14 protein-coding genes are annotated in these 24,357 nt (G+C 48.4%); 12 read left to right on the plus strand and 2 right to left on the minus strand.

Annotated elements, in window-relative coordinates; genetic code table 11:
- Both ADIS_RS19950 and ADIS_RS19955 read right to left on the minus strand, forming a co-directional pair.
- Positions 1-1,107 (minus strand): bile acid:sodium symporter family protein, encoded by a 1,107-nt coding sequence (locus tag ADIS_RS19950; protein WP_010856525.1) that lies wholly within the window; start codon positions 1,105-1,107, stop codon positions 1-3.
- Between the two features lie 47 nt (positions 1,108-1,154).
- Positions 1,155-1,619, minus strand: a complete 465-nt coding sequence (locus ADIS_RS19955) for a RidA family protein (RefSeq protein WP_010856526.1) — start codon at positions 1,617-1,619, stop codon at positions 1,155-1,157.
- Positions 1,620-1,845: 226 nt separating this feature from the next.
- Here ADIS_RS19955 and deoC point away from each other — a divergent pair, with 226 nt between their 5' ends.
- The 12 genes from deoC (at position 1,846) to ADIS_RS20015 (ending at position 24,333) form a co-directional block, all read left to right on the plus strand.
- A complete protein-coding gene (gene deoC / locus ADIS_RS19960) occupies positions 1,846-2,505 on the plus strand; it encodes a deoxyribose-phosphate aldolase (RefSeq protein ID WP_010856527.1) in 660 nt (219 codons plus the stop codon).
- Between the two features lie 201 nt (positions 2,506-2,706).
- Positions 2,707-5,208, plus strand: coding sequence for a PSD1 and planctomycete cytochrome C domain-containing protein (locus ADIS_RS19965; RefSeq protein ID WP_010856528.1), 2,502 nt, complete (start codon positions 2,707-2,709; stop codon positions 5,206-5,208).
- A 22-nt stretch (positions 5,209-5,230) separates the two neighbouring features.
- The gene (locus tag ADIS_RS19970) at positions 5,231-6,658 is read left to right on the plus strand and encodes a DUF1501 domain-containing protein (protein ID WP_010856529.1); all 1,428 of its coding nucleotides are present in this window, start codon (positions 5,231-5,233) and stop codon (positions 6,656-6,658) included.
- A 249-nt stretch (positions 6,659-6,907) separates the two neighbouring features.
- On the plus strand, positions 6,908-7,975 hold the full coding sequence (locus tag ADIS_RS19975; RefSeq protein ID WP_035807104.1) for a twin-arginine translocation signal domain-containing protein: 1,068 nt from the start codon (positions 6,908-6,910) through the stop codon (positions 7,973-7,975).
- Between the two features lie 158 nt (positions 7,976-8,133).
- Positions 8,134-9,285 carry a DUF418 domain-containing protein gene (locus ADIS_RS19980; RefSeq protein WP_155907639.1) on the plus strand — a complete coding sequence of 384 codons (1,152 nt, stop codon included), beginning with the start codon at positions 8,134-8,136 and terminating at the stop codon, positions 9,283-9,285.
- 347 nt (positions 9,286-9,632) lie between these two features.
- A complete protein-coding gene (locus tag ADIS_RS19985) occupies positions 9,633-12,704 on the plus strand; it encodes a SusC/RagA family TonB-linked outer membrane protein (RefSeq protein ID WP_010856532.1) in 3,072 nt (1,023 codons plus the stop codon).
- 17 nt (positions 12,705-12,721) lie between these two features.
- Complete coding sequence (locus tag ADIS_RS19990; protein WP_010856533.1) at positions 12,722-14,227, plus strand: RagB/SusD family nutrient uptake outer membrane protein; 1,506 nt, start codon at positions 12,722-12,724, stop codon at positions 14,225-14,227.
- A 217-nt stretch (positions 14,228-14,444) separates the two neighbouring features.
- Positions 14,445-17,540: a SusC/RagA family TonB-linked outer membrane protein gene (locus ADIS_RS19995; protein ID WP_010856534.1), complete on the plus strand. Its 3,096-nt coding sequence runs from the start codon at positions 14,445-14,447 to the stop codon at positions 17,538-17,540.
- A gap of 27 nt (positions 17,541-17,567) precedes the next feature.
- Complete coding sequence (locus tag ADIS_RS20000) at positions 17,568-19,073, plus strand: RagB/SusD family nutrient uptake outer membrane protein (RefSeq protein WP_010856535.1); 1,506 nt, start codon at positions 17,568-17,570, stop codon at positions 19,071-19,073.
- 224 nt (positions 19,074-19,297) lie between these two features.
- Positions 19,298-21,952: a c-type cytochrome gene (locus ADIS_RS20005; RefSeq protein ID WP_010856537.1), complete on the plus strand. Its 2,655-nt coding sequence runs from the start codon at positions 19,298-19,300 to the stop codon at positions 21,950-21,952.
- Between the two features lie 302 nt (positions 21,953-22,254).
- On the plus strand, positions 22,255-23,013 hold the full coding sequence (locus ADIS_RS20010) for a 3-keto-disaccharide hydrolase (protein ID WP_035807105.1): 759 nt from the start codon (positions 22,255-22,257) through the stop codon (positions 23,011-23,013).
- A gap of 237 nt (positions 23,014-23,250) precedes the next feature.
- Positions 23,251-24,333 carry an aldose 1-epimerase family protein gene (locus ADIS_RS20015; protein ID WP_010856539.1) on the plus strand — a complete coding sequence of 361 codons (1,083 nt, stop codon included), beginning with the start codon at positions 23,251-23,253 and terminating at the stop codon, positions 24,331-24,333.
- Positions 24,334-24,357 lie beyond the last annotated feature (24 nt).

Raw genomic sequence — 24,357 nt, forward strand, 5'->3', positions numbered from 1 at the left:
CTATGTGGTGGCGTTGTTGTCGGTTTTTTCGACGGGCGGCTTACGGTGCCAGTAGGAGGCAAGAACAGAACCCGTGATGTTCATCAACGGACCGAAAACCGCAGGTGCCAGGCCGACGGTGGCGGCTTTTCCCATTTCATTGGCCAACCCAGACGCTAGGCCACCATTCTGCATGCCGACCTCAAGCGCGATGGTTCGGCAATCTTTTTCGTCCAATCGCAATAGTCTGCCTACCCAGTAACCTAGATTGTACCCCATTAGGTTGTGGATGGTTACCAAGACGATCAGCAGGCCTCCGATTTCGAGGAGACTATCTCGCCCGGCGGCGGTGATGATGGTGATGATGATGCCGATCCCGATCATTGATACCAAGGGCATGGCATCGTCGAGCCATCTTGCCTTGCCACTTAAAAATCGATTAAACAATAGGCCACCACCAATCGGAAAGATGACCATCTTGATGATACTCCACATCATGTCCCAAACATCTATAGCTATAAAGGTGCCTGCGAGCATTTTCATCAGAAAGGGGGTCGTGAACGGAGCCAATAGGGTCGCTACTGCCGTGATGGTAATAGAGAGTGCTAGATTTGCCTTTGCCAGGTAACTCATTACATTGGAGGCAAGACCCGAAGGGGTACAGCCGATCAAAATGATACCTGCCGCGATTTCCGGCGGGAAACCACTCATGCTGGCGATGGAAAAGCCGAGTAAGGGCATGATGGTTAGCTGGGAAATCAATCCTACCAATACCCCTTTAGGCATCTTGGCTACCCCAACAAAATCCTTGACAGACATGGAGGTGCCCATCCCAAACATGATGATTTGGATCAATGGGGTGATTAACTTGCTGAAAGAATATCCGTCATATTGCGTGAGGGGTCCCGGGTAATACATGGCAGCCGCTACACCCGCAAATATCATCGTGGTATACGTGTATCCCTTCAGTCTAGAAAACCCCCTAAACCCGATGCCCAAAAGGACAAAAAAGCCGATCATCAATGGTCCGGTAGATTCTGTTCTTCCGATTATGACCAAAACGGCTACTGCAAATAGTAGCACGAGGGCACCGATTAACAGACCCTTGAATAGGTTTTCGTGTTTCAAGGCCAACTGGGTTTAGGGGGAGTAAGAGGGCTAACGATACAACTAGATTAAATATAAGCGATACAGTCCATTTCGACCAGTGAGTCTCCAGGCACACCACCGTAAGTTGCGACAGTAGTTCTCACCGGAGGTTTTGGTCCAAATCTGCCCCTGAATACCTCGTTCATTCCTTTATAATCGTTAAGGTCGTGTAGGTATACATTGACCTTTAGCACTTTTTCCATCGACGATCCGGCTTTGACCAATTCTTTTTCCAGTTCTTTCAATACGTGGTCGGTATGGGCCTTGATGTCTCCGTCAAAGTGGGCACCTTTTCCGGCAATGAACACCATATTGCCCAATTTGGTGGATCCGGAAAATAGCGGTATATCCTGATCTTCTACTACATTAAAGGCCTGTTTTTCAGGAGCTGAGGTTTCCGACTTTGCACTTGCCACGGTGCTGATACCAGCAAATCCTGCCAACGATGCAAACAGCTTTTTGAGAGACGATCTTCTTTCGATTTTTTTCATATCCAGTTCTGATTTGTAAGGTGATCCAAATTTCGTGGAATTTATGCTTTTCTGTGCGCATCTGCAAGCTCTTTGACATGGGGACTGCCTTATTGGTGACCGGTAGATTTTTTTTCATTTGCCTCGTGGCTTTATTGTGAGATGGTGTTTCTTGCCTTTCCGGTGGCTATTCAGTCTGGTATATTCCCTCAGGTTTTAGTACCTTCGGATCAAACCTGCTTTGCCCATGAAAAACCTGAACCGATACCTAGAGCATACGTTGTTAAAACCCGATTGTACCCAACATGAGATAGAAATGCTGCTGACAGATTGCCGACAGTACCGGTTTATGGGGGTATGTGTCCCGCCTTTTTGGGTCAAAAAGGTAAAGCGGGATCTGTCGGACATGGATATTCAGGTTGTTACCGTTGTGGGGTTTCCGTTTGGGTATTCTACTACGGAGGCCAAGGTTCATGAGACCGTTCAAGCAATCCGGGATGGGGCAGATGAAATTGACGTGGTTTGGTCACTTACGGCCTACAAATCAGGGATGAATTGGCCGAAGATTGAACTGGCCAAACTCTCGCAGTTGTGCCATGAGGAAGGACGTCTGATCAAAGTGATCGTTGAGACGGCGTTTTTGGATGAATCCGAGCTGTTGGAGGCCTGTGATATTTGCCGGGATGCGGGAGCGGATTTTGTAAAGACCTCTACCGGCTTTGCACCCGGGGGGGCGGTGGAGGAGCAGATTCGATTGATGAGAAGCCGGTTGCCAAGTCAGGTAGGTATCAAAGCAAGTGGTGGCATAAGGGATCTGCCCAAGGCGATAGCGATGATCAAGGCGGGAGCAGACCGGATCGGTACTAGCGCAGGGCCGTCCATAATGAATGCGCTGGAGGATGCGTGATGCTGGCCCAGAGAGCCACAGAAACAAGGGGCTGACCTTTTAAATTAACTTTTTGGCGAGCAGGTAAGTACAGGAAGGTTAAGCCAAAAAAAATCGGTATTATTGTAGTTGAGGTTTTGCATTTTCTTCCCAATCCCGGATTCTTTCCGATAGGGCAGCATTCAAATACCCACTCAATCTCGATCCAAATTTCGGTGAATTATGAAAAGTGATTTAATTCCTTCAGCCTTTAGGAAGGGAGCGGCCAAGTTGGTTGGCGTATGCATTTTGTTGATACTTGGTTTGGTTTCCCATGCTTGGGCAGCGGAGGGGGCTTCTGCGGGTTCCGGGGAAGCGTTTTGGTTCTGGAGATTTTTGGGGCGCCTTCACCCCTTGGCTGTGCATTTTCCTGTCAGCTTACTTGTGTTTGCCGCCTTCTTGGAGCTTTTTACCCTTGGTAATTTTAACGGTAAACTTCGACCGGGCATCCGTATGTTGGTTTTGGCCGGAGTGGCTGCGGCCATCGTGTCCACCGTGTTTGGTATTTTGTTGGCAAATATAGAGGATTACGGTGGCAGTACCTTGGAATTGCACAGGTGGGCTGGGTTGGTCACGGCCTTGATTGGCATACCGCTCTATTTTAGCTTGAAAAAGACGGAGCATAAATTAAGTTCCGCGACCGTTAAGCAATACCGGGCGGTGCTGTTTGTGGCTGCTTTTGGGGTTTCGTTTGCCGGCCATTTTGGAGCTTCCCTTACCCACGGAGAGGACTACCTTACGAGTGTTTTGCCATGGAACGAAGGCAGTTCGTATGCAGGCGTTCCCATGGATATTGATTTGGTTTCCTATCAAGGGACTGACCTTTCCGAGGAGCGTCAGGTCAAGTTGGTAGGTCAAGTGAGGGCGATATTCGCCCATAATTGCTATAACTGTCACAGTACTGCCAAAATTAAGGGCGAGTTAAGGCTTGATACCAAAGAGGAGATATTTAAGGGAGGTGAATCAGGCCCGGTGATCATGCCCGGTGATGCGGCCAAAAGTGAACTGGTACGAAGAATAAAATTGCCCAAAGACCATAAAGAAGCCATGCCTTCCAAGGGGAAAACGCTCAGCAAGGACGAAATAGCGTTGATTTCACTTTGGATAGACAAGGGAGCACCCTGGCCGGATGCCGTAGAGAACCAAAGTGTGTATAGGGTAGCGGAATTGGCACCCAGGCGCCCTAACCTTCCGGCATCCAAGGCCGGTTTGGATAACCCGGTAGATTTGCTGGTAGATGATTATTTTTCCCAGAAATCGATTCGATGGAAGCAGGCCGTAGATGATAAAACGTTCCTACGCAGGGTTTACCTGGATATAATAGGGCTATTGCCGACGCCTGCGGTCTATGAGGCATTTGGTTCAGACACCCGTCCCGATAAGCGGGAGCGCGTAGTAGATCAGTTGCTGGCAAGGAACGATGAGTATGCCATCCATTGGCTTACGTTCTGGAATGACGCCCTTCGCAACGATTACACCGGTACAGGATATATTACCCGGGGAAGGTTTGCGATTACCGAGTGGCTGTATGCCTCCCTTCGCGAAAACAAGCCCTATGACCTGTTTGTAAAACAGTTGTTGAATCCCGACGAGAAATCCAAGGGCTTTATTGAAGGGATACGCTGGAGGGGTGATGTGAATGCCAGTCAGGTTACCGAGATGCAGGCTGCACAGAATGTGGGGCAGGTTATCTTAGGTCTAAACCTGAAATGTGCGTCCTGCCATGACAGCTTTATCAGCGACTGGAAACTGGAGGAAGCCTACGCATTTGCCAATATTTTTGCCGAGGAGGACTTGGACGTGGCCCGCTGTGAAACGCCCATAGGTAAGAAAGCGAGCACCAAACTGCTGTGGGAGGAGCTAGGGGAGATTGACAGCACCGCCAACCGAGCTGAAAAACTGCGCCAACTGTCCGAGTACCTCGTGCAGCCGGCAAACGGACGTATGTACAGAACAATCGTCAACCGTATTTGGAAGCAGATGATGGGCCGTGGTTTGGTGGAGCCTGTGGATGAAATGGATAACGAACCCTGGAGTCAGGATTTGTTGGATTGGCTGGCGAGTGATTTTGCCGACCATGGATACGATCTACGCCACCTAATCCGCATGATCGCTACTTCAAAAGCCTATCAGCAACCTTCCATCAGCTTTGAAGATCCCTTGGATTTGGTGGATGAGCGCTATGTCTTCGAAGGGATGGTCCGCAGAAGACTTACGGCCGAGCAGTTCTCCGATGCGGTAAGCAACCTGTTCTTTCCGCTTTTTGAGGAAAAACAGGTCAAGTATGATCCATTTCAGTTGGTTAGTTCGGAGACTTCTAAGCCTGAGTACCCGAGGGCTTCGCTTGTACAGAACAACGAATTCCTGAAGGCACTGGGAAGACCAAACCGGGAAATCGTATCTACGAGCAGAGATTCCCAGGCCAGTCTGTTACAGGCGTTGGAATTAACGAACGGGGAGACACTGAATGAAGCGCTCAGAAAAGGAGCCGAGCGATGGAAGGAAAAATACCCGGACGGGGAGATACTGATCCACCAAGTGTTTAGGCAGCTTTTTGCCCGGGATCCTCATCAAAATGAATACCGGATCGCCAGCGAAGTGTTAGGTGAGTCACCTGCGGTAGAGGATATTCAGGACCTGTTTTGGGCGCTGGTGCTACTGCCAGAGTTTCAGTTGATTTATTGACAAAAAAGGAATTGATAGAAAAATGAACATACATAGGAACAGAAGGGATTTTCTAAAGAAAACCAGTGCCGCGGCAATAGCCACCATGGCGATGGGGGCACCTATTTCAGGCCTGCTCAGCTCCTGTCAGCGACCGAAAGCCATGCCTACTACGGCAGACAGTGTCATTTTGCTTTACATGGCAGGGGGGATGGCCCATACAGAAACCTTTGACCCCAAAAGATATACGCCCTTTCGTAAGGGAATGGAGTCTCAGGAGGTATTGAGTACTTTTCCGTCGGTGCCTACGGCATTGGATGGAATCCATTTCTCAGAAGGCTTGGAGAACATCGGGCAGATTATAGACCGGGGCACGTTGATTCGATCCTACGTGGCTGCCGATTTGGGACATATTCTACACACCCGGCATCAGTACCATTGGCATACCTGCTACGAACCGCCCCAATCAGTGCTTGTCCCCCATATGGGATCTTGGGTTTCCAGGGAACTTGGGCCGTTGAACCCCGTAATTCCGGCATTTATCAATATTGGTCAGCGCTTTACCGTGGGTGAAGGGGAAGAGCTCAAAGCCTTTCACAGTGCGGGGTTTTTGGGCAGTGAGTATGGCCCCTTCCTTATACCGGATCCTACCGGAGGACTGGAAAGTGTCCGCCCTCCCGTAGGAATGTCCACCAAGCGATTTGAAGGAAGAAATCAGCTGTACGAGCGTCTGATCAGCGAGGGTGCCATGGGTGAATTTGGCAGTGATTACCAGAAGGAATCCCTGAAACGCTCCATGGAGCAAGCTTATATTTTGTTGAATTCTCCCGAAGCCAAGGCGTTTGACCTGAGTCAAGAGCCCAAGGAGAAGTATGACATCTACAATACCGGAAAATTTGGGTTAGGCTGCCTGATGGCGAAGCGCTTGGTGGAGCAGGGTGCCCGATTCATCAGCGTTACGACAGAATACGAGCCTTTTTTTGGCTGGGATACCCATGAAAACGGCCATACCAGATTGGTTGATATGAAAAAAATGATCGACGCTCCCGTCGCCCAATTGATCAAAGATTTGGACGAGAGTGGCCGGCTGGACAGGACCATGATTATTTTGGCGAGTGAGTTTAGCAGGGATATGCTTACCGAGGGTAGGCCCGATCTTAAAGTAAAGGATCAGGTAGAAGTTCCAGATATCATCGAGGACCTGAAAAATTACGGCATGCACCGCCATTTTACAGATGGATGTTCCATGCTCATGTTTGGGGGAGGCATCAAGCGGGGTCATGTCTATGGCAAGACAGCGGATGAGCGTCCCTGTAAGACCATTGAAAACCCGATCAAGATCGACAGCATCCACCAAACCATGTATCATGCATTGGGTATAGACCCGGAGAAGCACTATGAAATCGAAAAGAGACCCTTCTATACCACTCCGGATGGACTGGGGAAAGCAGAGTTGGATCTCCTAACGTAACAGGAAGCAGTGGAGAGGCCTGCGGGTACGTGGGCTTTTTTCTCTTTTTGATAGAATTGTACTACCTTGACCCTACAAATCCATAGCCTTACATACGCTCTTGTACCGCTTGACAAGACTTACATCCTGTTCTGTCGGTGATTTCTCTTGTAGTAAAGGTTATTTAATATTTAGGTCAACTAGAAAAAACAAAGCCTCATTCTAGGGGCGTTTCAGGGCAGACTAGCCAACCCAAAACTATATGAACACATGAAGAATTCAGGTCATTCGCGAAGATCATTTATCAAAAAAACCGGAGTAGTGGCCCTTGCCGGCGCAGTTGCTCCCACTGTCATTATTCAAAAAACCCATGCTATGAAAAAAGAAACCATTCTGGGCCACGGCTCACACCGCTATCGAGTCATTGAAGGTTGGGGAATCCTCGACGCAGGCAAAAACCCTGTAAATGACTGCCATGAAATGGTAGAAGACTCCAAAGGCAGGCTTTTTATGCTGACCAACGAGACTAAAAACAATATTTTGGTATACGACAAATCGGGAAAGCTATTGGATAGCTGGGGAACCACCTTTCCGGGAGCCCATGGGCTTACGTTGAGCAACGAAGGAGGAGAGGAGTTTTTGTTTATAACCGACACTTCCCGGAACCAAGTGATCAAGACAGACCTGAAGGGCAAGGAAGTGCTGAAGTTGGATTACCCCCGGGAAACCGGTAAGTACGACTTTCCCAACCAATTTGTGCCTACTGAGACAGCCATCAATCCGGCAAACGGAGACATTTATGTCGTGGATGGATACGGCAAGAACCACGTGATGCAGTACAACGCCAAAGGCGAGCTTATCCGCGCATTTGGTGGTGCCGGAACCACTGATGAGACCTTTAACTGTTGCCACGGTATTGTGGTGGACACGAGAAATAAATCCAACCCAACCCTCCTTATTACCGACCGAGGCCACATGCAGTACAAGCGCTTTACACTCGACGGTAAGTATATCAAAACGATCCCTATGCCGGGCTCTTTTGTATGTAGACCCGTTCTGCAAGGTGAAAATGTTTACGCGGCGGTATACCGAAGCACCACCCAAGAATATCCCAATTCCGGTTACATCACCATCCTAGATGCCAACGACAAAGTGGTCAGCACGCCAGGTGGTACCGCTCCGGAGTACGTGGGTGGCGTGTTGCAAGAGCAGCGCAAAGACAGGTCATTTATGGGTTTTATGCATCCACATGACGTATGTGTGGACCGGGATGGTAATATCTATGTGCCTCAGTGGGCGTCCAAGAAGACCTATCCTGTGAAGTTGGAGCGGGTGTAATTAGCCGAAAATAATCAGGAAGAGTTTCGTTTGGCAGAGAGTTTAATTTTGTCTGGTTTGGTTACTATCTAACTAGGTAGTTTAGTGCCATAAATTGTTTATACGTTCATCGAAGGCTGCACTTGGCAGTCTTCATTGTTTTTGACGCCTTTAATGTTATGGAAAAAGGGAAGTCTCTCGAGCGACTAATTGAACTTGATGCCGCGCGAGGTTTGGCATTAGCAGGTATTTTGGCCATTAACCTCTATATATTCAACGCCCCTTACGCCTATTTGGATGAATATTACGGTCAGTTTGGGGCTAGGGAACTGATTCTCTTGGAGGTCGTGTATGCTGTTTTTGGAGGCAAGGCGATGTTCCTTTTTGCTTTCCTTTTCGGATACGGATTTTATCTACAGGCTGAAAAGCATCAAAAGTCGGTTCAGGTCTTTAGGAGGTTATACTTACGTAGGATGCTGGTTTTGGCGGGGTTCGGAATAACTCATATCCTTTTTTTCTGGTATGGAGATATTCTACTCGCCTATGCATTAATGGGCTGTTTATTGTTGTTGTTTTACCGAATGCCTAGTTGGTTTTTGTCGGGATTGGCAGTATTGCTTTTTTTATCCCCAGCGATTTATGTAGCGACGATGGATTATTGGCCTACCGTACCGCTTGGAACCGCGTTGAACTACAGCCTCTCAGAGGTTATTTCTATTTATCAGAACGGCGGCTACCCAGAGTTCTTCAAGGTAAACCTTCACCAATACTTGTCCATGAAAAATGAGACAGTATGGGTTTACATGCCAAAAGCTTTGGCGGCCTTTATAGTCGGATTTCTTTTTGCAAAACGAAATGGATTGGGCCTTATACGCATCCGACCAGGCCATTATATCGGCTTGGCCGTGTTGTTCCTTGCGGCTAGCGTTTTGATGCATATGTATAAGGAGATAGTGTTTGATCTACTTCAGTTAACTGGACGGGAGTTACTACCGGTAAGAATCGGAATGCAGATAATGGCTTTTGATGTGATGCAAAGCCTTGGCTATATCCTGCTCATTTTTTCTCTTATGCAGTATAGCATGCTTTCGAAACCATTTATTCTGGTGGGCTTTGCAGGAAGGATGGCATTGACAAACTACCTCATGCAGACCGTTGCAGGTTTGTTGATTTTTTCTTTTTTAGGACTTGGTCTTTTTGGCAGCATGGCACCGACACAGTTGCTAGTGTTGACGGGGTTGATATTTTTCATTCAAGTGGGTATTTCTAGGTTTTATCTTGGCTTTTTTAAGCAGGGACCGATGGAGGATCTGTGGAGAAGATTTCTTTGAATGGCGACATTTCCGGGTCAGGCACAGCTTTGCGTTCAATCGGAATGATCGGAACGGGAAAATGTAGGCCATGTAAGGTCACATTTCTATATTCGGAGCTTTCTGAGTATAGTAGGAACTTTTTCGGTTTAGGTGGCGCGTTATTTTTTAAAAGCAAAGGATTTGATAAATAATATGGTGAAAATATATTGAATTAGCTGTATTTTTGGTATTGTTCATCAGTATATCCGAAAATAAATTTTTTAAAACCAGCACAGTACAGGATGGTTCTTCTGTCTCCTTTTTGTTACTTCCTGTTGGTTTTTAAAACCTTTTAACTAACCAAATTAATTCTAACCCAAACCTGTATGAAAAAAATTTATGATCGATGGATCCGTGGAAAGCTTAGTGTTTTTCTCTGCGCATTATTGTTGATACCGGGATTTCTCCATGCCCAGCAGGGCGGAGTGATTTCCGGTAAGGTGGTTTCAGCGGAGGATTCCGAACCACTTCCGGGAGTTTCCATCCTGGTAAAAGGTACCAACCGGGGTACCGTTACGGACATGGAGGGAGATTTCTCCATTCAGGCTAGTTCCGGTGAAGTGTTGACCGTAAGCTTTATCGGTTTTCAAACGACCGAAGTTCCGGTTACCTCCCAAACACGTTATCAAATTTCTTTGAATGCCTCGTTGGGGGACTTGGGAGAAGTTGTGGTCGTGGGATATGGTTCCCAGCGCCGGGCCGATATTACCTCGGCCGTATCCGTCATTAACATGGAAAACATTGGAGACGTGCCGACTACCAACGTGACCCGATTATTGCAAGGCCAAGCGGCCGGTGTGCAGGTAAGGCAGCGATCCGGCAGACCAGGTGAGGAGATGGAGATCACCATCCGAGGACTCGGATCGTTGGGTGCAGGCAGCCAACCGCTATTCGTCGTAGACGGATTCCCCATTGGTACTACCCTAGGGCAGAACCTCAACCCGGCCGATATTGAAAGCATTACGGTGTTGAAAGATGCGGCATCCACTGCTATCTACGGTGCTAGGGGATCCAACGGGGTAATTTTGATTACTACCAAATCAGCTAAGGAAGGCAAAGTCGGGATTGACTTTGTGGTAAACCAAGGTTTTACAAACGTACCTGACTCCCGAAGGACCATCATGATGAACGGTCCCGAGTTTGCCCAATTCAAGAAGGAAAGTTTTCAGGACCGAGTCCGATATTTTGAAGGCAGAGAGCCCTCATTGGAGGAGATACCTCTGGAGTTCCGCTTTCCGGAGCAGACCCAGTACAGCACAGACTGGTTTCAGGAAATCATGAACCAGAATGCCAAATTCCAGAATTACAATGCTACCCTTACGGCAGGAAGGGGGGATATCCGTTCACTTATTTCAGTCGGCTACATCAATCAGGAGGGTGCCGTGATCAATACCAATTTTGACCGGTTTAACGTTCGGGCGAATTTGGATGGTAAAGTCACCGATTGGCTAAGTATGGGCTGGAATGTCGCTGCGTCGCATTCCCGCGAAAACTATGCCTCTACCGACGGTCGGGATGCACTGATCGGAAGAGCCTTATGGGCTGATCCCCGGTACCCTGTATATAAGGAAGATGGCTCCTTCAATACCTACATCGGTGGGACCAGCGGTATTTTTGGTACAGCCAACGTGGTACAGGAGTTATATGAGATGGAGCGGACACTTAACACAAACAATGTGTTAAGTAACGGCTACCTGGAGTTTTCATTTTTGAAAGATTTCAAGTTTCGAACCTCGGTGAACGCTACGCTGACCAGTACCGAACAGAAGGAGTATCGCCCCTCTACACTGGCCGGCACGGGCTTCAACCAACCACCGCCTAGAGAGGCCAATCTTTTGCAGCGTGCCGATAACTTACTCAATATAGGTGCCGATCAGTTACTTTCCTATAATAAAGTATTGGGGAAACACCGCATGGAGGGCTTACTAGGGTATTCTGCCCAGGAAGAGACCTTTAAACGTCTTCAAGGGAACGGTAATGAGTTCCCCAACGACGTGACCCGTTACCTGAATTCAGCGATCCGGCAGACCTCCTCCTCAGGGGAATTTTCTTGGAGCCTATTGGCCTACTTTGCCCGGGCAAACTATTCCTTTAACGATAAATACTTGTTTTCGGCATCCATGAGGAGGGAAGGAAGTTCTCGTTTTGGTGCCAACAACAAGTGGGGTAATTTCCCGGCCTTCTCTGCCGGATGGAGGATCTCCGAAGAGGATTTTATGCCTCAGTCCAATTGGATTACGGATTTGAAGGTTCGGGCCAGCTACGGTATCACCGGTAACAATGCAATCGGTAACTACTCTAGCTTGTCCAATATGGCGATTTCCAACTACGTGTTTGGAGGTACCATTGCAAACGGGCAGCGACTCGCCAACTTTGCCAATGCCAACCTTGGTTGGGAGCAATCCGAACAGACCGATATTGGGTTGGACCTTGCCATGTTTGATAACCGATTGATATTTACCGCAGAGTACTATAACCGATTGACCAATGACATGTTGCTTTCCGTGGAGATGCCGATCGTTTCCGGTTTTGGTTCTTCGCTGGACAACGTGGGCAGCGTACGAAACCGAGGCGTTGAACTTGCCTTGGATTACCGTACGAGGGTAAACCAGGTTAATTTAAGGAGCAATTTGAACTTTACCCTCAATCGAAACAAGGTACTCGAGATACGCGGAGACAATGATGAGATTTGGACCGGTGGCTTCTACAGTGTGTATAACGTGTCCAAAGCTGGCCGGCCTATGGCTATGCTCTATGGGTTCCGTATGATGGGAATTTTCAATACGGAAGAAGAGATTTTGGCCTGGCCGACCCAAGATGGTGCTATCCCCGGTACCTATAAATACTTTGATGCCAATGGGGACGGCGTGATTTCCTATGACCAGCAGGATATGATCGAGATAGGTAATCCACATCCGGACTACATCCTAAACATGACCATTGGTGGGGATTACAAGAAATTCGATTTTAATATCCTCTTTACCGGTGCTTTCAACTATGACGTGATGAGAAACATCGAGGCGACTACCATGAATATGGACGGGGTGTTTAACATTCTACGGTCCGGTATCAACCGATGGAGGTCTCCCGAAAATCCCGGCGATGGCGTGGGCGCAACTACCAATACATGGAAGTGGCAGCGTGAATCCAATTCCAGATACATCTACGATGCCACCCACGTGTGGCTGCGTAACGTGAGCCTCGGCTATGCCATTCCGAACAATCCTGTCATCCCAAATGCACGGTTATTTGTGAGTGCGGAAAACCTCTTCTTGTTTACATCCTATCCTGGATCGAACCCAGAAGTGAACCGACGTGGTGGGATCAATATCGGAGTGGATGACGAGAGTTACCCCATCCCAAGAACCTTTACCATGGGTGCCACCATCAAATTTTAACACAGATCCCAGTAATCATGAAAAATACAAACATTTATTCCATTTTAGCGGGGATTGTTTTGGCGTTCACTTCATGTAGTGATGAATTCTTGAACAAAACCGACCCCACGGTCTTGGTAGCGGATACCTTTTACAGCAATGAAAAAGAGCTCGAGCAGGCGGTAGCAGGGGTGTATGGTATGCTACGCGGCCATTTTAACAACGAATGGCAGTTTAACGAGTATATCTCTGATAACACTACCCTACATTTCAATGTGGGGAACCGTGGCCAAGGCCCGGCCCTAGAGGCCATCGAATTTTGGCAATATAATGCCGCCACGCCCAACGTTGGTACGCTTTATAATACCATCTACAGTATAATGGTCAACATCAATACCACTCTGCTGCGGTTGCCAGATGCCAATGCTTCGGATGCCGTAAAAAGAAGGGCGGAGGGCGAAATGAAAATGATCAGGGCCTACTTGTATTTTCAACTTGTACAGCATTTTGGAGATGTGATCATAGTGACCGAACCGGTTCGGACGCCTTCCGAGGCCTTTGCGCTGGAGCGACAGCCGGTAGAGTCAGTGTATCAGTTTATCATTTCGGATCTTAACGATGCAATCGCGGCACTCCCCGTCAGCCATCCTGCCAATCAGGTTGGAAGGGTAACCCGCGGGGCAGCCCTCTCGCTGTTGGGAAAGGTGAGGTTAACGCGCAAGGAATTTCCGGAAGCGATCAATGCACTTAATCAAGTGACTTCCCTAGGGTATGAGCTGTTGCCAAGCTATGCGAGTATCTTTCTGCCTGCCAATAAAAACCACAAGGAGTCAATTTGGGATGTCCAGTACCAGGGCGATAACCTATTTGGTGTTCACAGTAGTTTTATTTACACCTTTGCGCCCAGGGAGTCCAACGGGGCGGTTATCAACTTCCCTGGTCAAGAGGGTGGAGGATGGAACACGCCGACTCGGGATATCATCGCTGCCTACGAACCGGGTGACTTGAGAAAGGATGTCTCGCTTAAGGAGGGGTACACTAATCTTCAGGGACAATGGGTGCCGGTTCCCTTTATCAACAAATACAACCACCCCCATACGATCCGAGGAGTGACCAATGACAACTGGCCGGTGATCCGCTATGCGGATGTACTGCTGATGTTGGCGGAGGCGATCAATGAGGTGAGTGGTCCTACGGGTGAGGCCTACGGCCACCTGAACGCGATACGCCGAAGAGCAGGGCTTTCCGATCTGAGTGGCCTAGGTCAGGCAGCCTTTAGAGAAGCTGTATTAAAGGAACGTAGAATTGAGCTTGCCTTTGAGAATCATCGCTGGCTGGATCTTAAGCGGACGATGACCACGCCCCAATTGGTCAGCTTTCTGAATGCCTATGGCCTCAGGGAAAGGGCTAATCCAACCACATCGCGCGGAGGCATCCCCTTTTCGAACGACGATTTTGTTTTCGAGGCCTACCAGGTGCTGTTTCCCATACCTGAGGTTCAGATGAGAATCAACTCATCTATGCGTCAGAATCCCGGGTATTAATCCGGCGCCTTTTAGAAATAAAGTAGCAGATGGCTGGTAAAAATCTAACATTGGATTTTTACCAGCCATTTTTTGATCTAATTAGATGTATATACATAAACAGGATAGTGCAGGATAGTTTATAAAAAATAAGTCCGTTTATTAGTGACAAAGTTGGAAGGGTAACGTAACCTTCCAATGATCAGTTAACTATTTTCCAAATAAACCAAATTAAATTATGAAGGTAAACCATTACTTGACAGGGAGTGGTAAATCGCTGCTCCTCGCCTTTGTCGCCATGCTGCTTGCAGTGGGCAGTTGGGCGCAGTCAGCCATCACGGGCGTAGTGCGTTCAGAAGGCGACAACGAGACCATACCGGGTGTTTCCGTGTTGGTAAAAGGTACGACTAGGGGCAGTGTCACTGACCTAGACGGCAGATTTCAGGTCAATGCTTCTCCTGGAGAAGTACTGACCGTCAGTTACATCGGCTACACGACTAAAGAAGTGACCGTACAGTCTGGACAGACCAGCTATGACATTAGCCTCGCTTCCTCCATGAGCGATCTTTCCGAAGTGATCGTGGTGGGATACGGCAGTCAGTTGAAAAAAGAGATTACCGGTGCCGTACAGTCGGTGAGTGGATCGGATCTATTGGATATGCCGGTTTCCCAAATTGGACAGAAGCTTCAGGGACGGTTGGCTGGTGTGCAGATCAATCAGACCACCGGACGACCTGGACGTGGCATGTCCGTGCGGATTCGGGGCCAATTGTCCGTATCGGCTGGAAGTGAGCCTCTGTATGTGGTAGATGGTTTTCCGATCACCGGTGACATCGGTGTGCTGAACCCGGATGAAATAGAGGATATCACCGTTTTGAAAGATGCATCGTCAACATCTCTCTACGGTTCCAGAGCTGCAAATGGCGTTGTACTGATCACTACCAAGCGTGGAAAGGCGGGACAGACCAATGTGTCCCTCAACTACTACACCGGTATTCAGCATGTGCCTCATTACAACCGATTGGAAATGATGGATGCCGTGGAATTTGCACAGTTCAAGAAAGAGTATTTTGAAGATGCAGGTAGACCGGTACCGGCGATGTTCCAAAACCCAGCTAGTTATGAGGGTCAAACTAACGATTGGTACGATGCCCTGCTTCAGACAGCTCCGATCTCGAACTACAACCTTACCATTACATCCAACACAGAAAGGGCAAGCACGTCGATTGTGGCAGGCTTTTTTGACCAACAAGGGGTGGTTTTAAACACGGATTACAAACGCTATTCATTGCGGTTAAATTCTGAATACAAGGTTTCCGATAAAGTACGTGTGGGTTTTAACGTTGCTCCCACCTATGTGAAGGACAATACCCCCCGAACCGATGGAAGTAGAGGAACAGGTATCTTGTTTAATGCCCTTCACACGTGGCCAAACATGCCGATATATGACGAAAATGGTGAGCTGACCTATTATAATCGATTTCCTGCTGAAACTGGAAACATCTTCGCTTATCCCAACTACGTCAGGGCAGCGCAGGAGATTACCAACGAAACGGAAGTTACCAATGTGCTGGCAAACGGGATGATCCAATATAGTCCGATTAAGGATTTGGTTATAAAGTCTACCATAAACGCAGAGATTCGTAACCAGAATTATTTTTGGTTTAATCCTTCTACGGCAAGTGCTGCGATGAATGTGCCTATTCCTACGGTTGCCATGTCCATTCGAGAGGGACTACAGGACTTTTCCTGGCTCAACGAAAACCTGGTAACCTATACGAAAAGCTTTAATGACCATAACTTTGAGCTATTAGGGGGATATACCAATCAGCATTTCCGAAGGGAAACGACCCGCGTGCAGGCTGATACTTATGCGGAGGATAGATTGCCAACCGTTCAGGGTGCAATCAATATCAACAGAGGGGCAACCAATAATACCGTAAACGAATGGGCACTTACTTCCGTCCTCTCTCGATTAAACTACAATTATCAAGGGAAATACCTTTTCACCGCTTCGGTAAGAGGGGATGGATCTTCTCGTTTTGGAACAGAAAACCGTTGGGGAATCTTTCCCTCCGTATCAGCTGGTTGGGTTATGTCTGACGAGGGTTTCCTGAATACCAGTGACCGCGTTTCCTTTATGAAAGTAAGAGGTAGCTATGGGGTGACCGGAAACAACAACATCGGTAATTATACCCACTACGCCCTGATCAACAATACCGTAAACCACGTTTTCAACAACAATGTGGCGCCAGGTGCCGCGGTAAGCTCCCTGGCAAATCCTTTCCTCGGATGGGAGACAACCCATCAGGTGGATTTGGGGTTGGATTTGGGCTTGTTTGACGACCGCATCCAATTGGTATACGATTACTTCAATAAGACGACTACCAACCTGTTGTATGCCGTACAGATTCCGCAGGAATCCGGCTTTGGCAGCTTTAACGACAACATCGGTGAGTTGAGGTTTTGGGGTCATGAAATCGCTTTGAATACCCGTAACTTGGATGGAAAGTTAAAGTGGACTACAAACGCCAACATATCCTTTGTTCGCAACCGAGTAGAAGCGTTGGCAGATGGCATCGACCGGATATACGGAACCCATCATATTACTCAGGTAGGGCAACCCTTTGGGATGTTTTATGGATTGGTCAAAGAAGGCTTTTACATGAACGAAGAGGATTTGGCTAACTCCCCTCAAGTACCCGGCCGATCTACAGTAGGATCTATCAAATTCAAGGATGTAAATGGCGATGGAATTATCACGATTGGAGGAAGTAACGATGACCGACAGATTATTGGTAACCCTTTTCCAAAATTCACTTACGGTTTAGTCAATAACTTTCAGTACGGTAAATGGGACGCCAGCATTGTGGGTTCCGGCTCTTACGGAAATCAATTGTGGATGAGGCACCTATTTAGTACAGCCAATTTGGATGGCGTGTTTAACATGGTGCGCAGAGCCGCGGATCGTTTTAGGTCTCCCGAAAATCCCGGAGCAGGAATCTTTGGAACCACTGTGGGTGGAGGAAATGTTACCGGGGTTGAACGCGACTGGAACAGCAGCCACTATGTGTTTGACGCATCTTTTTTCAGCATAAAGAACCTGACGGTAGGTTATAACATAGGGGCAATCCAAAAATTTGTTTCCTCTGCCCGTATTTATGCGTCGGTTCAGAACCTGTATATTTTCACCAACTATTGGGGTGGTGGAAACCCAGAAGTTAGCCAGCAAAACAACGGTCAAGGGGATGGAGGTAACTTGTCTCAAGGTGTAGATCTTATCGGTTATCCAGTACCACGTACCATAACCATTGGGGCAAACTTGAACTTTTAACGTGGTACTACCTAAAATGAAAACAATATGAAAAAGATATCAATATTATTTGGGGTTTTGGCCGTGATCCTCTCCGGTTGCGAGGATTTCCTGACGGTTGTGCCGGAAACCAACCTAAGTACAGCGACCTTCTTTCAAAGTGAGGCCGACTTTCAGCAGGCAGTAAATGCAGCTTACGCGCCAATGCGAGCCATCGTGAATGATCGCGCTTGGATGCTTTCCGAGATGCGTTCTGATAACACGATGTATGCCCGTAACATTATGTTTGGGGCTACCGAGCAACAAGAGGATATCTCAGACCATGCTATTCCAGACGCACAGGGTATCAATGCAAATACCCATGTGCTAAACCACTGGCGATTGGACTATCAAATCATTGCCAGAGCAAATCAGATTCTAACCACGATAGATGATGTGGATTTCAATGCGAATTCCAAGAACAACATCAAGGGACAAGCGTTGTTTCTGCGTGCCATGGCCTACTATGACTTGGCGAGGTTCTTTGGAAGTGTGCCCATTCACCTTGCCCCGGTAACCACGCGTGAGGAGGCGGGTCGTCCCCTCTCACCTGAGGCAGACGTGTATGCACAGTTGATTTCCGACGTACAAGCGGCCATTCCATTGCTTCCCAACCGATCTCAACAGGAACTTGGCAGGGTAACCTCGGGTGCCGCACGAATGCTGTTGGCCGATGTGTTTATCCGTCAAAAGCGGTGGGCAGAAGCAGAAGCTTTGTTGAAAGAGATCGTAAACAGCGGGCAATATCAACTTATTCCAGATTATGCCAATGTATTTAGCGAAAGCACCGCAAACAAAAATAATGTGGAGTCTGTCTTTGAGGTTCAGTTTCTGGAAGGGCCCCAAGGTTTGCAAAGCAATTTCCTGTACCAATTTATGCCTAGACCGATCAATCCAAGTGAGCTTGGGACAATAACAGGTACCGCTAATCCGCAAAACCTGGATGGTCAAGGAAATAATATTCCCACTCCGGATATCATTGAAGCCTATGAAGAAGGTGACCTGCGCAAAGATGCATCCATAGGTTTTATTACATTAAGTGGAAGTCTTCGGGAGAACAAAGTTTACCCTTATATAAAGAAGTATGCGAAGCCACACGCGCTGCACAACAATCACGGTATGAACTGGCCTATTTACCGGTATGCGGAAACCTTGTTGTTTTTGGCAGAGGCCTTGAACGAACAAGGAAAAACAAGTGAGGCTGCTCAGTATATCAACATGGTAAGGAACCGGGCAGGGTTGGATGACACCACCGCTGGTTCACAAGGTGCAATGCGGGACGCCATTATGCATGAGCGTAGGGTGGAATTGGCCTTCGAAAATAAGCGTTGGCATGACCTGACCCGAACCGATACCTACCGACAGGTAATTACCGATTTTGGTGTCAGAGCAAAAGCTGATCCGGTTAAATATTACTATCCTGCGGGCAACACCTTCCGAAATCATGCCTTTAGTAATATCACCAAGTTTTATACCCTTCCTGCAGCCGAGTCGGAGATCACTCCGCACTTCTAAGCAGAAGGCCTGATACAGGTCTTGGGTTACCTTTAAGCATCGGATTTGTGACTTCGGCCACTTTCCGATGCTTATTTTATCCTACAAAGAACCCTTCTTAAGTTACGAGTGGTTTACTCCATTTCCCATCGGTTTTCAAACTCCGATAAATTCCCATAATTTTAACTCGGTAACCAAACTATATGAATTTACGCTACCAGATTAAAAACAATAACTGAAAACCAATGAATTATAGAAATGCATTTACGTATTTTCCGGTGATGCTTCTTTCCGCTTTGTTTATTGCCTGCGGTGGACAAGAAGAGAAGCGGGAACCCAACCCCAAGGTGGATAAGTTGAAGTTTCCTGCCGGGTTTGAAGTCGAACACCTCTACAGCCCGGGGGAAAATGACCAAGGATCTTGGGTAGGGATGACATTTGACGATAAGGGGAGGTTAATCACCTCAGACCAGTACGGTGCCATTTATCGCTTGGAGATTCCTCCTATCGGGTCCGATTCGCTTACCCCCAAAGTGGAGAAGTTGAAGATCGGGCCAAATGGGGATGAGAAGTTGGGAATGGGTTTTGCCCAAGCGGTGACCTATGCGTTCAATAGCCTGTACGTGATGGTGAACCACAATCCCAACGATCAATTTGACAAAGCCACGGGTCTGTATCGACTTAAAGATACCAACGGGGATGATCAATTTGATGAAGTGATCGAGGTCAGAACTTTTACCGGAGGCCAGGGAGAACATGGCCCCCACAGTATTGTGATCTCTCCGGATGGGCAGTCCCTGTACATTGTGGTAGGAAACCACATCGACGTGCCGGAAATGGACCATTACCGCATACCTAGGGTTTGGCAGGACGACAATTTGCTTCCGGAGATCAAGGATCCCCGTGGACACGCAAATAACCGGGGGGCTCCGGGAGGCTGGATTGCAAAGATCGATCCGGAAGGAAAACACTGGGATCTTATCAGTGTAGGCTTCCGAAACGAGTTTGACATTGCCTTTAACGAGGTAGGAGATATTTTCACCTACGATTCGGACATGGAATGGGATTTTGGGATGCCTTGGTACCGCCCCACACGGATCAACCACGTAACCAGCGGCAGTGAGTTTGGATGGAGAACTGGAAACCAAAAATGGTCTCCGGACTACACGGACAATCTTCCCGCTATCCTTAATATCGGTCAGGGATCCCCTACCAATGTGGTGTCAGGTGCCAATGCCAAGTTTCCCGAAAAATACAGACGATCTATTTTTGCGTTTGATTGGAGCTTCGGCATTATCTACGCCATGCAAATGATTCCGGAGGGCGGCACGTACACCGTAAAGGCGGAGGAATTTATTTCCGGATCACCGCTTCCTTTGACCGACGGCGTTTTTGGTCCGGACGGAGCGTTTTATTTCGCCACAGGAGGACGTAGATTGGAGTCGGATCTATACCGGGTGCATTATACCGGGGATCTTAGCAAAGAGCAGAAGCAGGAGCTTAAAGTATCCGATCTTCCAGAAGAGCATAAGATTCGCAGGAAGCTGGAGGAGTTTCATGTAGGTGGGCCGAAAGCAGGTGCGATTGACGCAGCCTGGCCACATCTAAGCCACGCAGACCGATTTGTGCAATATGCGGCAAGGATCGCGGTGGAGCATCAGCCCCTAGGTGAGTGGCAAGCGAAAGCACTCGCGGAGGAAAACCCAAGAGCGTTGGCGCAAGCGATCATTGCCTTGGCTAGGCACGGGAACAAAGGCCACCTTAACGGCATGTTGGAAGCTTTGATGAGGCCTGATTTTGGCTCTCTCAGCGAGGAGGATCAGATGAACCTGAGCAGGGCCTTTGAGGTGGTGTTATTCCGCCATGGTATTCCTGCCGGTGCGCTTCGCAGCAAGGTTGTTGCCTATTTGGATGATCATTTCCCGGCATCTACTAACCGGCTGAACCGCGTAATGGGTAAGGTACTCGTGAAGCTCGAGGCTCCATCTGCCGTGCCGAACTTACTGGCGCTGTTGGAGACTGCCGAAGACGATCCCAATTATCAGAAAACCTTTACGGCTTCCTCAGATCTTATCATGAGGAACCCCCAGTATGGACTGGATATTGCCGGCATGCTGGCAGCCGTTCCTCCTGCCCAGCAAACCTATTATGCTACGGTGCTTGGTGGGGCAAAGGCCGGTTGGACTGACGAGTACTACGAGAAATATTTCACCTGGGTGGATAATGCCTTCCAATACAAGGGAGGAAGAAGCTACGTAGGATTTATAGATAGGGCAAGGAAAATGGCACTGGCAACCGTGCCAAAGGATAAGTTTGACTATTACAATAAGCTCTCCGGAGCGGAGCGTTTGACAGGATCCGGCAACGATTTACAGGTAGCAGCCGTGCAACCGGAAGGTCCTGGCAGAAGGTGGACCGTAGAGGAGGCCGCTCCTTTAATGGCAGAGCTTAGTGGTAGGGATTTTGAACGTGGCCATGCCATGTATCAGGCAACCCTCTGCCAGTCCTGTCACTCCATGCGGGGCGAAGGGGGCGCAGTTGGACCCGATCTTACCCAATTGGGTACCCGCTTCTCTACGAGGGACATCTTGGATGCGACGATTAATCCGAGCGCTGAAATCTCGGACCAATACGAAGCCATCGTTTTTGTCATGAAAGACGAGTCTTCGGTGGTTGGCCGCTTGATCTCCGAGGATAATACGACCTATTACGTTTCCCAGAATCCTTTTGCTCCCAACGATCTGCGGGAGCTTCCAAAAAGCCAGGTGAAAAGTACAAAGGTTTCCGAGGTCTCCGTCATGCTTCCTGGATTGGTCAACCGTCTAAATGAGGAAGAACTAAAGGATTTGATGGCTTACTTGGTTTCTGGAGGAAATCCAAACCACGAAGTATTTCAATAACCACCCATCCTTTGATTAGGTCAGGCCGGTTTCCGCAACTAAGCTGGTGTAGTATTGCCAGTGAAGGTTGCGGGAACCAGCCCCCTTTTATTTTTGTCCCAGGGTCTTGGTCGACTGCCTGCCTTATACTAGCAGCCAGGCCCGGCCATCCTTTAATGAAATAAATTATAGACACCTGAAATCGAGCATGACGTAGCCTTCACACACTGGGATGCCCCGATAGCTATCCGGGGCAACCATGCGAGATTCCATCCCGATAAACCGGGACTAAGTTGTGACCTTTGAAAAACAATAATAGACACATGAAACGAAACGTTATAATGTTCATGGCCCTTTTCGGCCTAGTGATATTCAGTTGCAATGGGCAGCGGCCCGCCAAGTCAAAAGTTCCTGCCGGGTTTAAGTCCATATTCAATGGCAAATCGCTAAAGGGCTGGGAAGGTGATCCAACCTATTGGCGGGTCGAGAACGGGGTGATTGTCGGCGAACTTACCGAGGACACGCCTCTCAAAGCGAATACTTTCCTGATATGGGAAGGCGGACAGCCTGCTGATTTTGAGTTGAAGGGTGAGTTCCGCATTACCGAGCGAGGTAACTCCGGCATTCAATACCGCAGCGATAAGGTAGCGGATGTTCCATTTGCACTAAGGGGATATCAAGCGGACATAGATGGAAGAAACGCCTACACCGGACAAAACTACGAGGAGCGTAAGCGTACCACGTTGGCCTACCGTGGCCAAAAAACAAAGATCAATCCCCAGCCAGGTGGTGGAAATCCCCGCGATTATGTAGAGCGGAACGCATGGAAGGGCCTCGAAGTAATGGAGGAGTTGGGTGACCGTGACGCGTTGAAGGAGAAGATCAAAGCAGAAGACTGGAATACCTTTCATTTGGTCATCAAGGGAAACCGTCTTCAGCATTACATCAATGGGATTTTGATGAGCGACGTTACTGACGAGGATCCTGTCAATCGTGCGGATTCCGGTTATTTGGGTATCCAAGTTCACGTGGGACCTCCCATGAAAGTTGAGCTTAAAAATCTTTATCTGAAGGAATTGTAATTGCTGTTGGTTACGGTGGTTTTCTATTCCGAAGTTAATGCTGGAATCGCTAACAATTCAACCTTCAATCGCATCCAAGAGGGATTGCGTACAGCGGGTAGAGAAATATTATTTTGTATCCGGGCACAGCCCCCGTTCTTACTAACTAGCCACTTACCTGGTGTTCTCGGAATACCCGACACAGCAGGATAGTGGTTAGTTTTTGATTATGTATATTCGGACTGAAAAAGGACAGGTATGGAAAAAAACGCCGAGGAATTACTGCGCAGACTACAAGGAAAGGTTGGGAACCGCTGTCAGGTGGGAGGAATAGAGCTGGCGGTCTTGGACAATGGCCCTGCAAGGGGAAGCCGGATTGCTTGGATAGATACGGGTGCCGGTCTCCGGTACAAAGTATTGCTGGATCGTGGTATGGATATAGCAGAGGCCTTTTACCAGCAGCATTCCCTGGCTTGGATGAGCCATTCGGGTCCGGTCAATCCCCAGCCTATGTCCGACAGGGGCATAGACTGGCTACGGACCTTCGCCGGAGGCTTGATCACCACCTGCGGCCTGAGTCATACCGGTGGTCCCGAGGAGGATTCTCATGGAAACAGAGGTCTGCATGGCAGAATCAGCAATACACCGGCGGAGCTAATTCAGGTAGACCAACCGGATCCCTTGATTGGTAAAATGGACTTCTGTCTTGTGGGAGAGATCTTTGAAAGCCAAGTGTTTGGCCCCCACCTGCTACTTCGACGAAAAATCAGCGGTGTCTTGGGGATTCCCGCGCTCCGTGTAGAGGACGAAGTGATCAACCGGGGAAATACGCAGGCACCGCATATGCTTTTGTACCACCTGAACTTGGGGTGGCCGCTGCTCGATGAGGGGGCAGAAATTGTGTGGTCCGGAAACTGGCACTCACGGGATCAGGATCCCAACAACCGAATCTTTAACCCGTCCAATAATTTCAAAGCCTGCCCAGCACCGCGTTCAGACCATGCGGGCAGTGGGGAGGACGTGGCCTTTATAGACGTGGAGGCAGATCGGAACGGGCGCTGTTTCACCGGAGTATACAACCCAAGCTTAGGGTTTGCGCTACAAATTGTATTTGAGAAAAAGCAATTGCCTTGGCTGATCAACTGGCAGCACTGGGGAGAACTTGAATATGTCATGGCACTGGAGCCGGGAACCAACCCGCCCATAGGACAGGCCAAAGCGCGGGAGGAGGGGACATTGATTTTCATGGAGCCCGGAGAGTCACGCAGCTACCGATTGGATTTTCAGATTCTCACCGAGCCTGAGCCCATCGAGCAATTTCTAAAGATAAACAGCAAATAAGAATTACTAACAATAAATCGATTT

This window comes from Lunatimonas lonarensis (genome assembly GCF_000390185.1).
Taxonomy (GTDB): domain Bacteria; phylum Bacteroidota; class Bacteroidia; order Cytophagales; family Cyclobacteriaceae; genus Lunatimonas; species Lunatimonas lonarensis.

Coding starts and splice junctions, on each gene's coding strand:
- ADIS_RS19995 (WP_010856534.1), top strand. CDS start 14,445: ATGAAGGTAAACCATTACTTGACAGGGAGTGGTAAATCGCTGCTCCTC.
- ADIS_RS19955 (WP_010856526.1), bottom strand. CDS start 1,619: ATGAAAAAAATCGAAAGAAGATCGTCTCTCAAAAAGCTGTTTGCATCG.
- ADIS_RS19975 (WP_035807104.1), top strand. CDS start 6,908: ATGAAGAATTCAGGTCATTCGCGAAGATCATTTATCAAAAAAACCGGA.
- ADIS_RS19970 (WP_010856529.1), top strand. CDS start 5,231: ATGAACATACATAGGAACAGAAGGGATTTTCTAAAGAAAACCAGTGCC.
- ADIS_RS19990 (WP_010856533.1), top strand. CDS start 12,722: ATGAAAAATACAAACATTTATTCCATTTTAGCGGGGATTGTTTTGGCG.
- ADIS_RS19965 (WP_010856528.1), top strand. CDS start 2,707: ATGAAAAGTGATTTAATTCCTTCAGCCTTTAGGAAGGGAGCGGCCAAG.
- ADIS_RS20000 (WP_010856535.1), top strand. CDS start 17,568: ATGAAAAAGATATCAATATTATTTGGGGTTTTGGCCGTGATCCTCTCC.
- deoC (WP_010856527.1), top strand. CDS start 1,846: ATGAAAAACCTGAACCGATACCTAGAGCATACGTTGTTAAAACCCGAT.
- ADIS_RS19985 (WP_010856532.1), top strand. CDS start 9,633: ATGAAAAAAATTTATGATCGATGGATCCGTGGAAAGCTTAGTGTTTTT.
- ADIS_RS20005 (WP_010856537.1), top strand. CDS start 19,298: ATGAATTATAGAAATGCATTTACGTATTTTCCGGTGATGCTTCTTTCC.
- ADIS_RS20010 (WP_035807105.1), top strand. CDS start 22,255: ATGAAACGAAACGTTATAATGTTCATGGCCCTTTTCGGCCTAGTGATA.
- ADIS_RS19980 (WP_155907639.1), top strand. CDS start 8,134: ATGGAAAAAGGGAAGTCTCTCGAGCGACTAATTGAACTTGATGCCGCG.
- ADIS_RS20015 (WP_010856539.1), top strand. CDS start 23,251: ATGGAAAAAAACGCCGAGGAATTACTGCGCAGACTACAAGGAAAGGTT.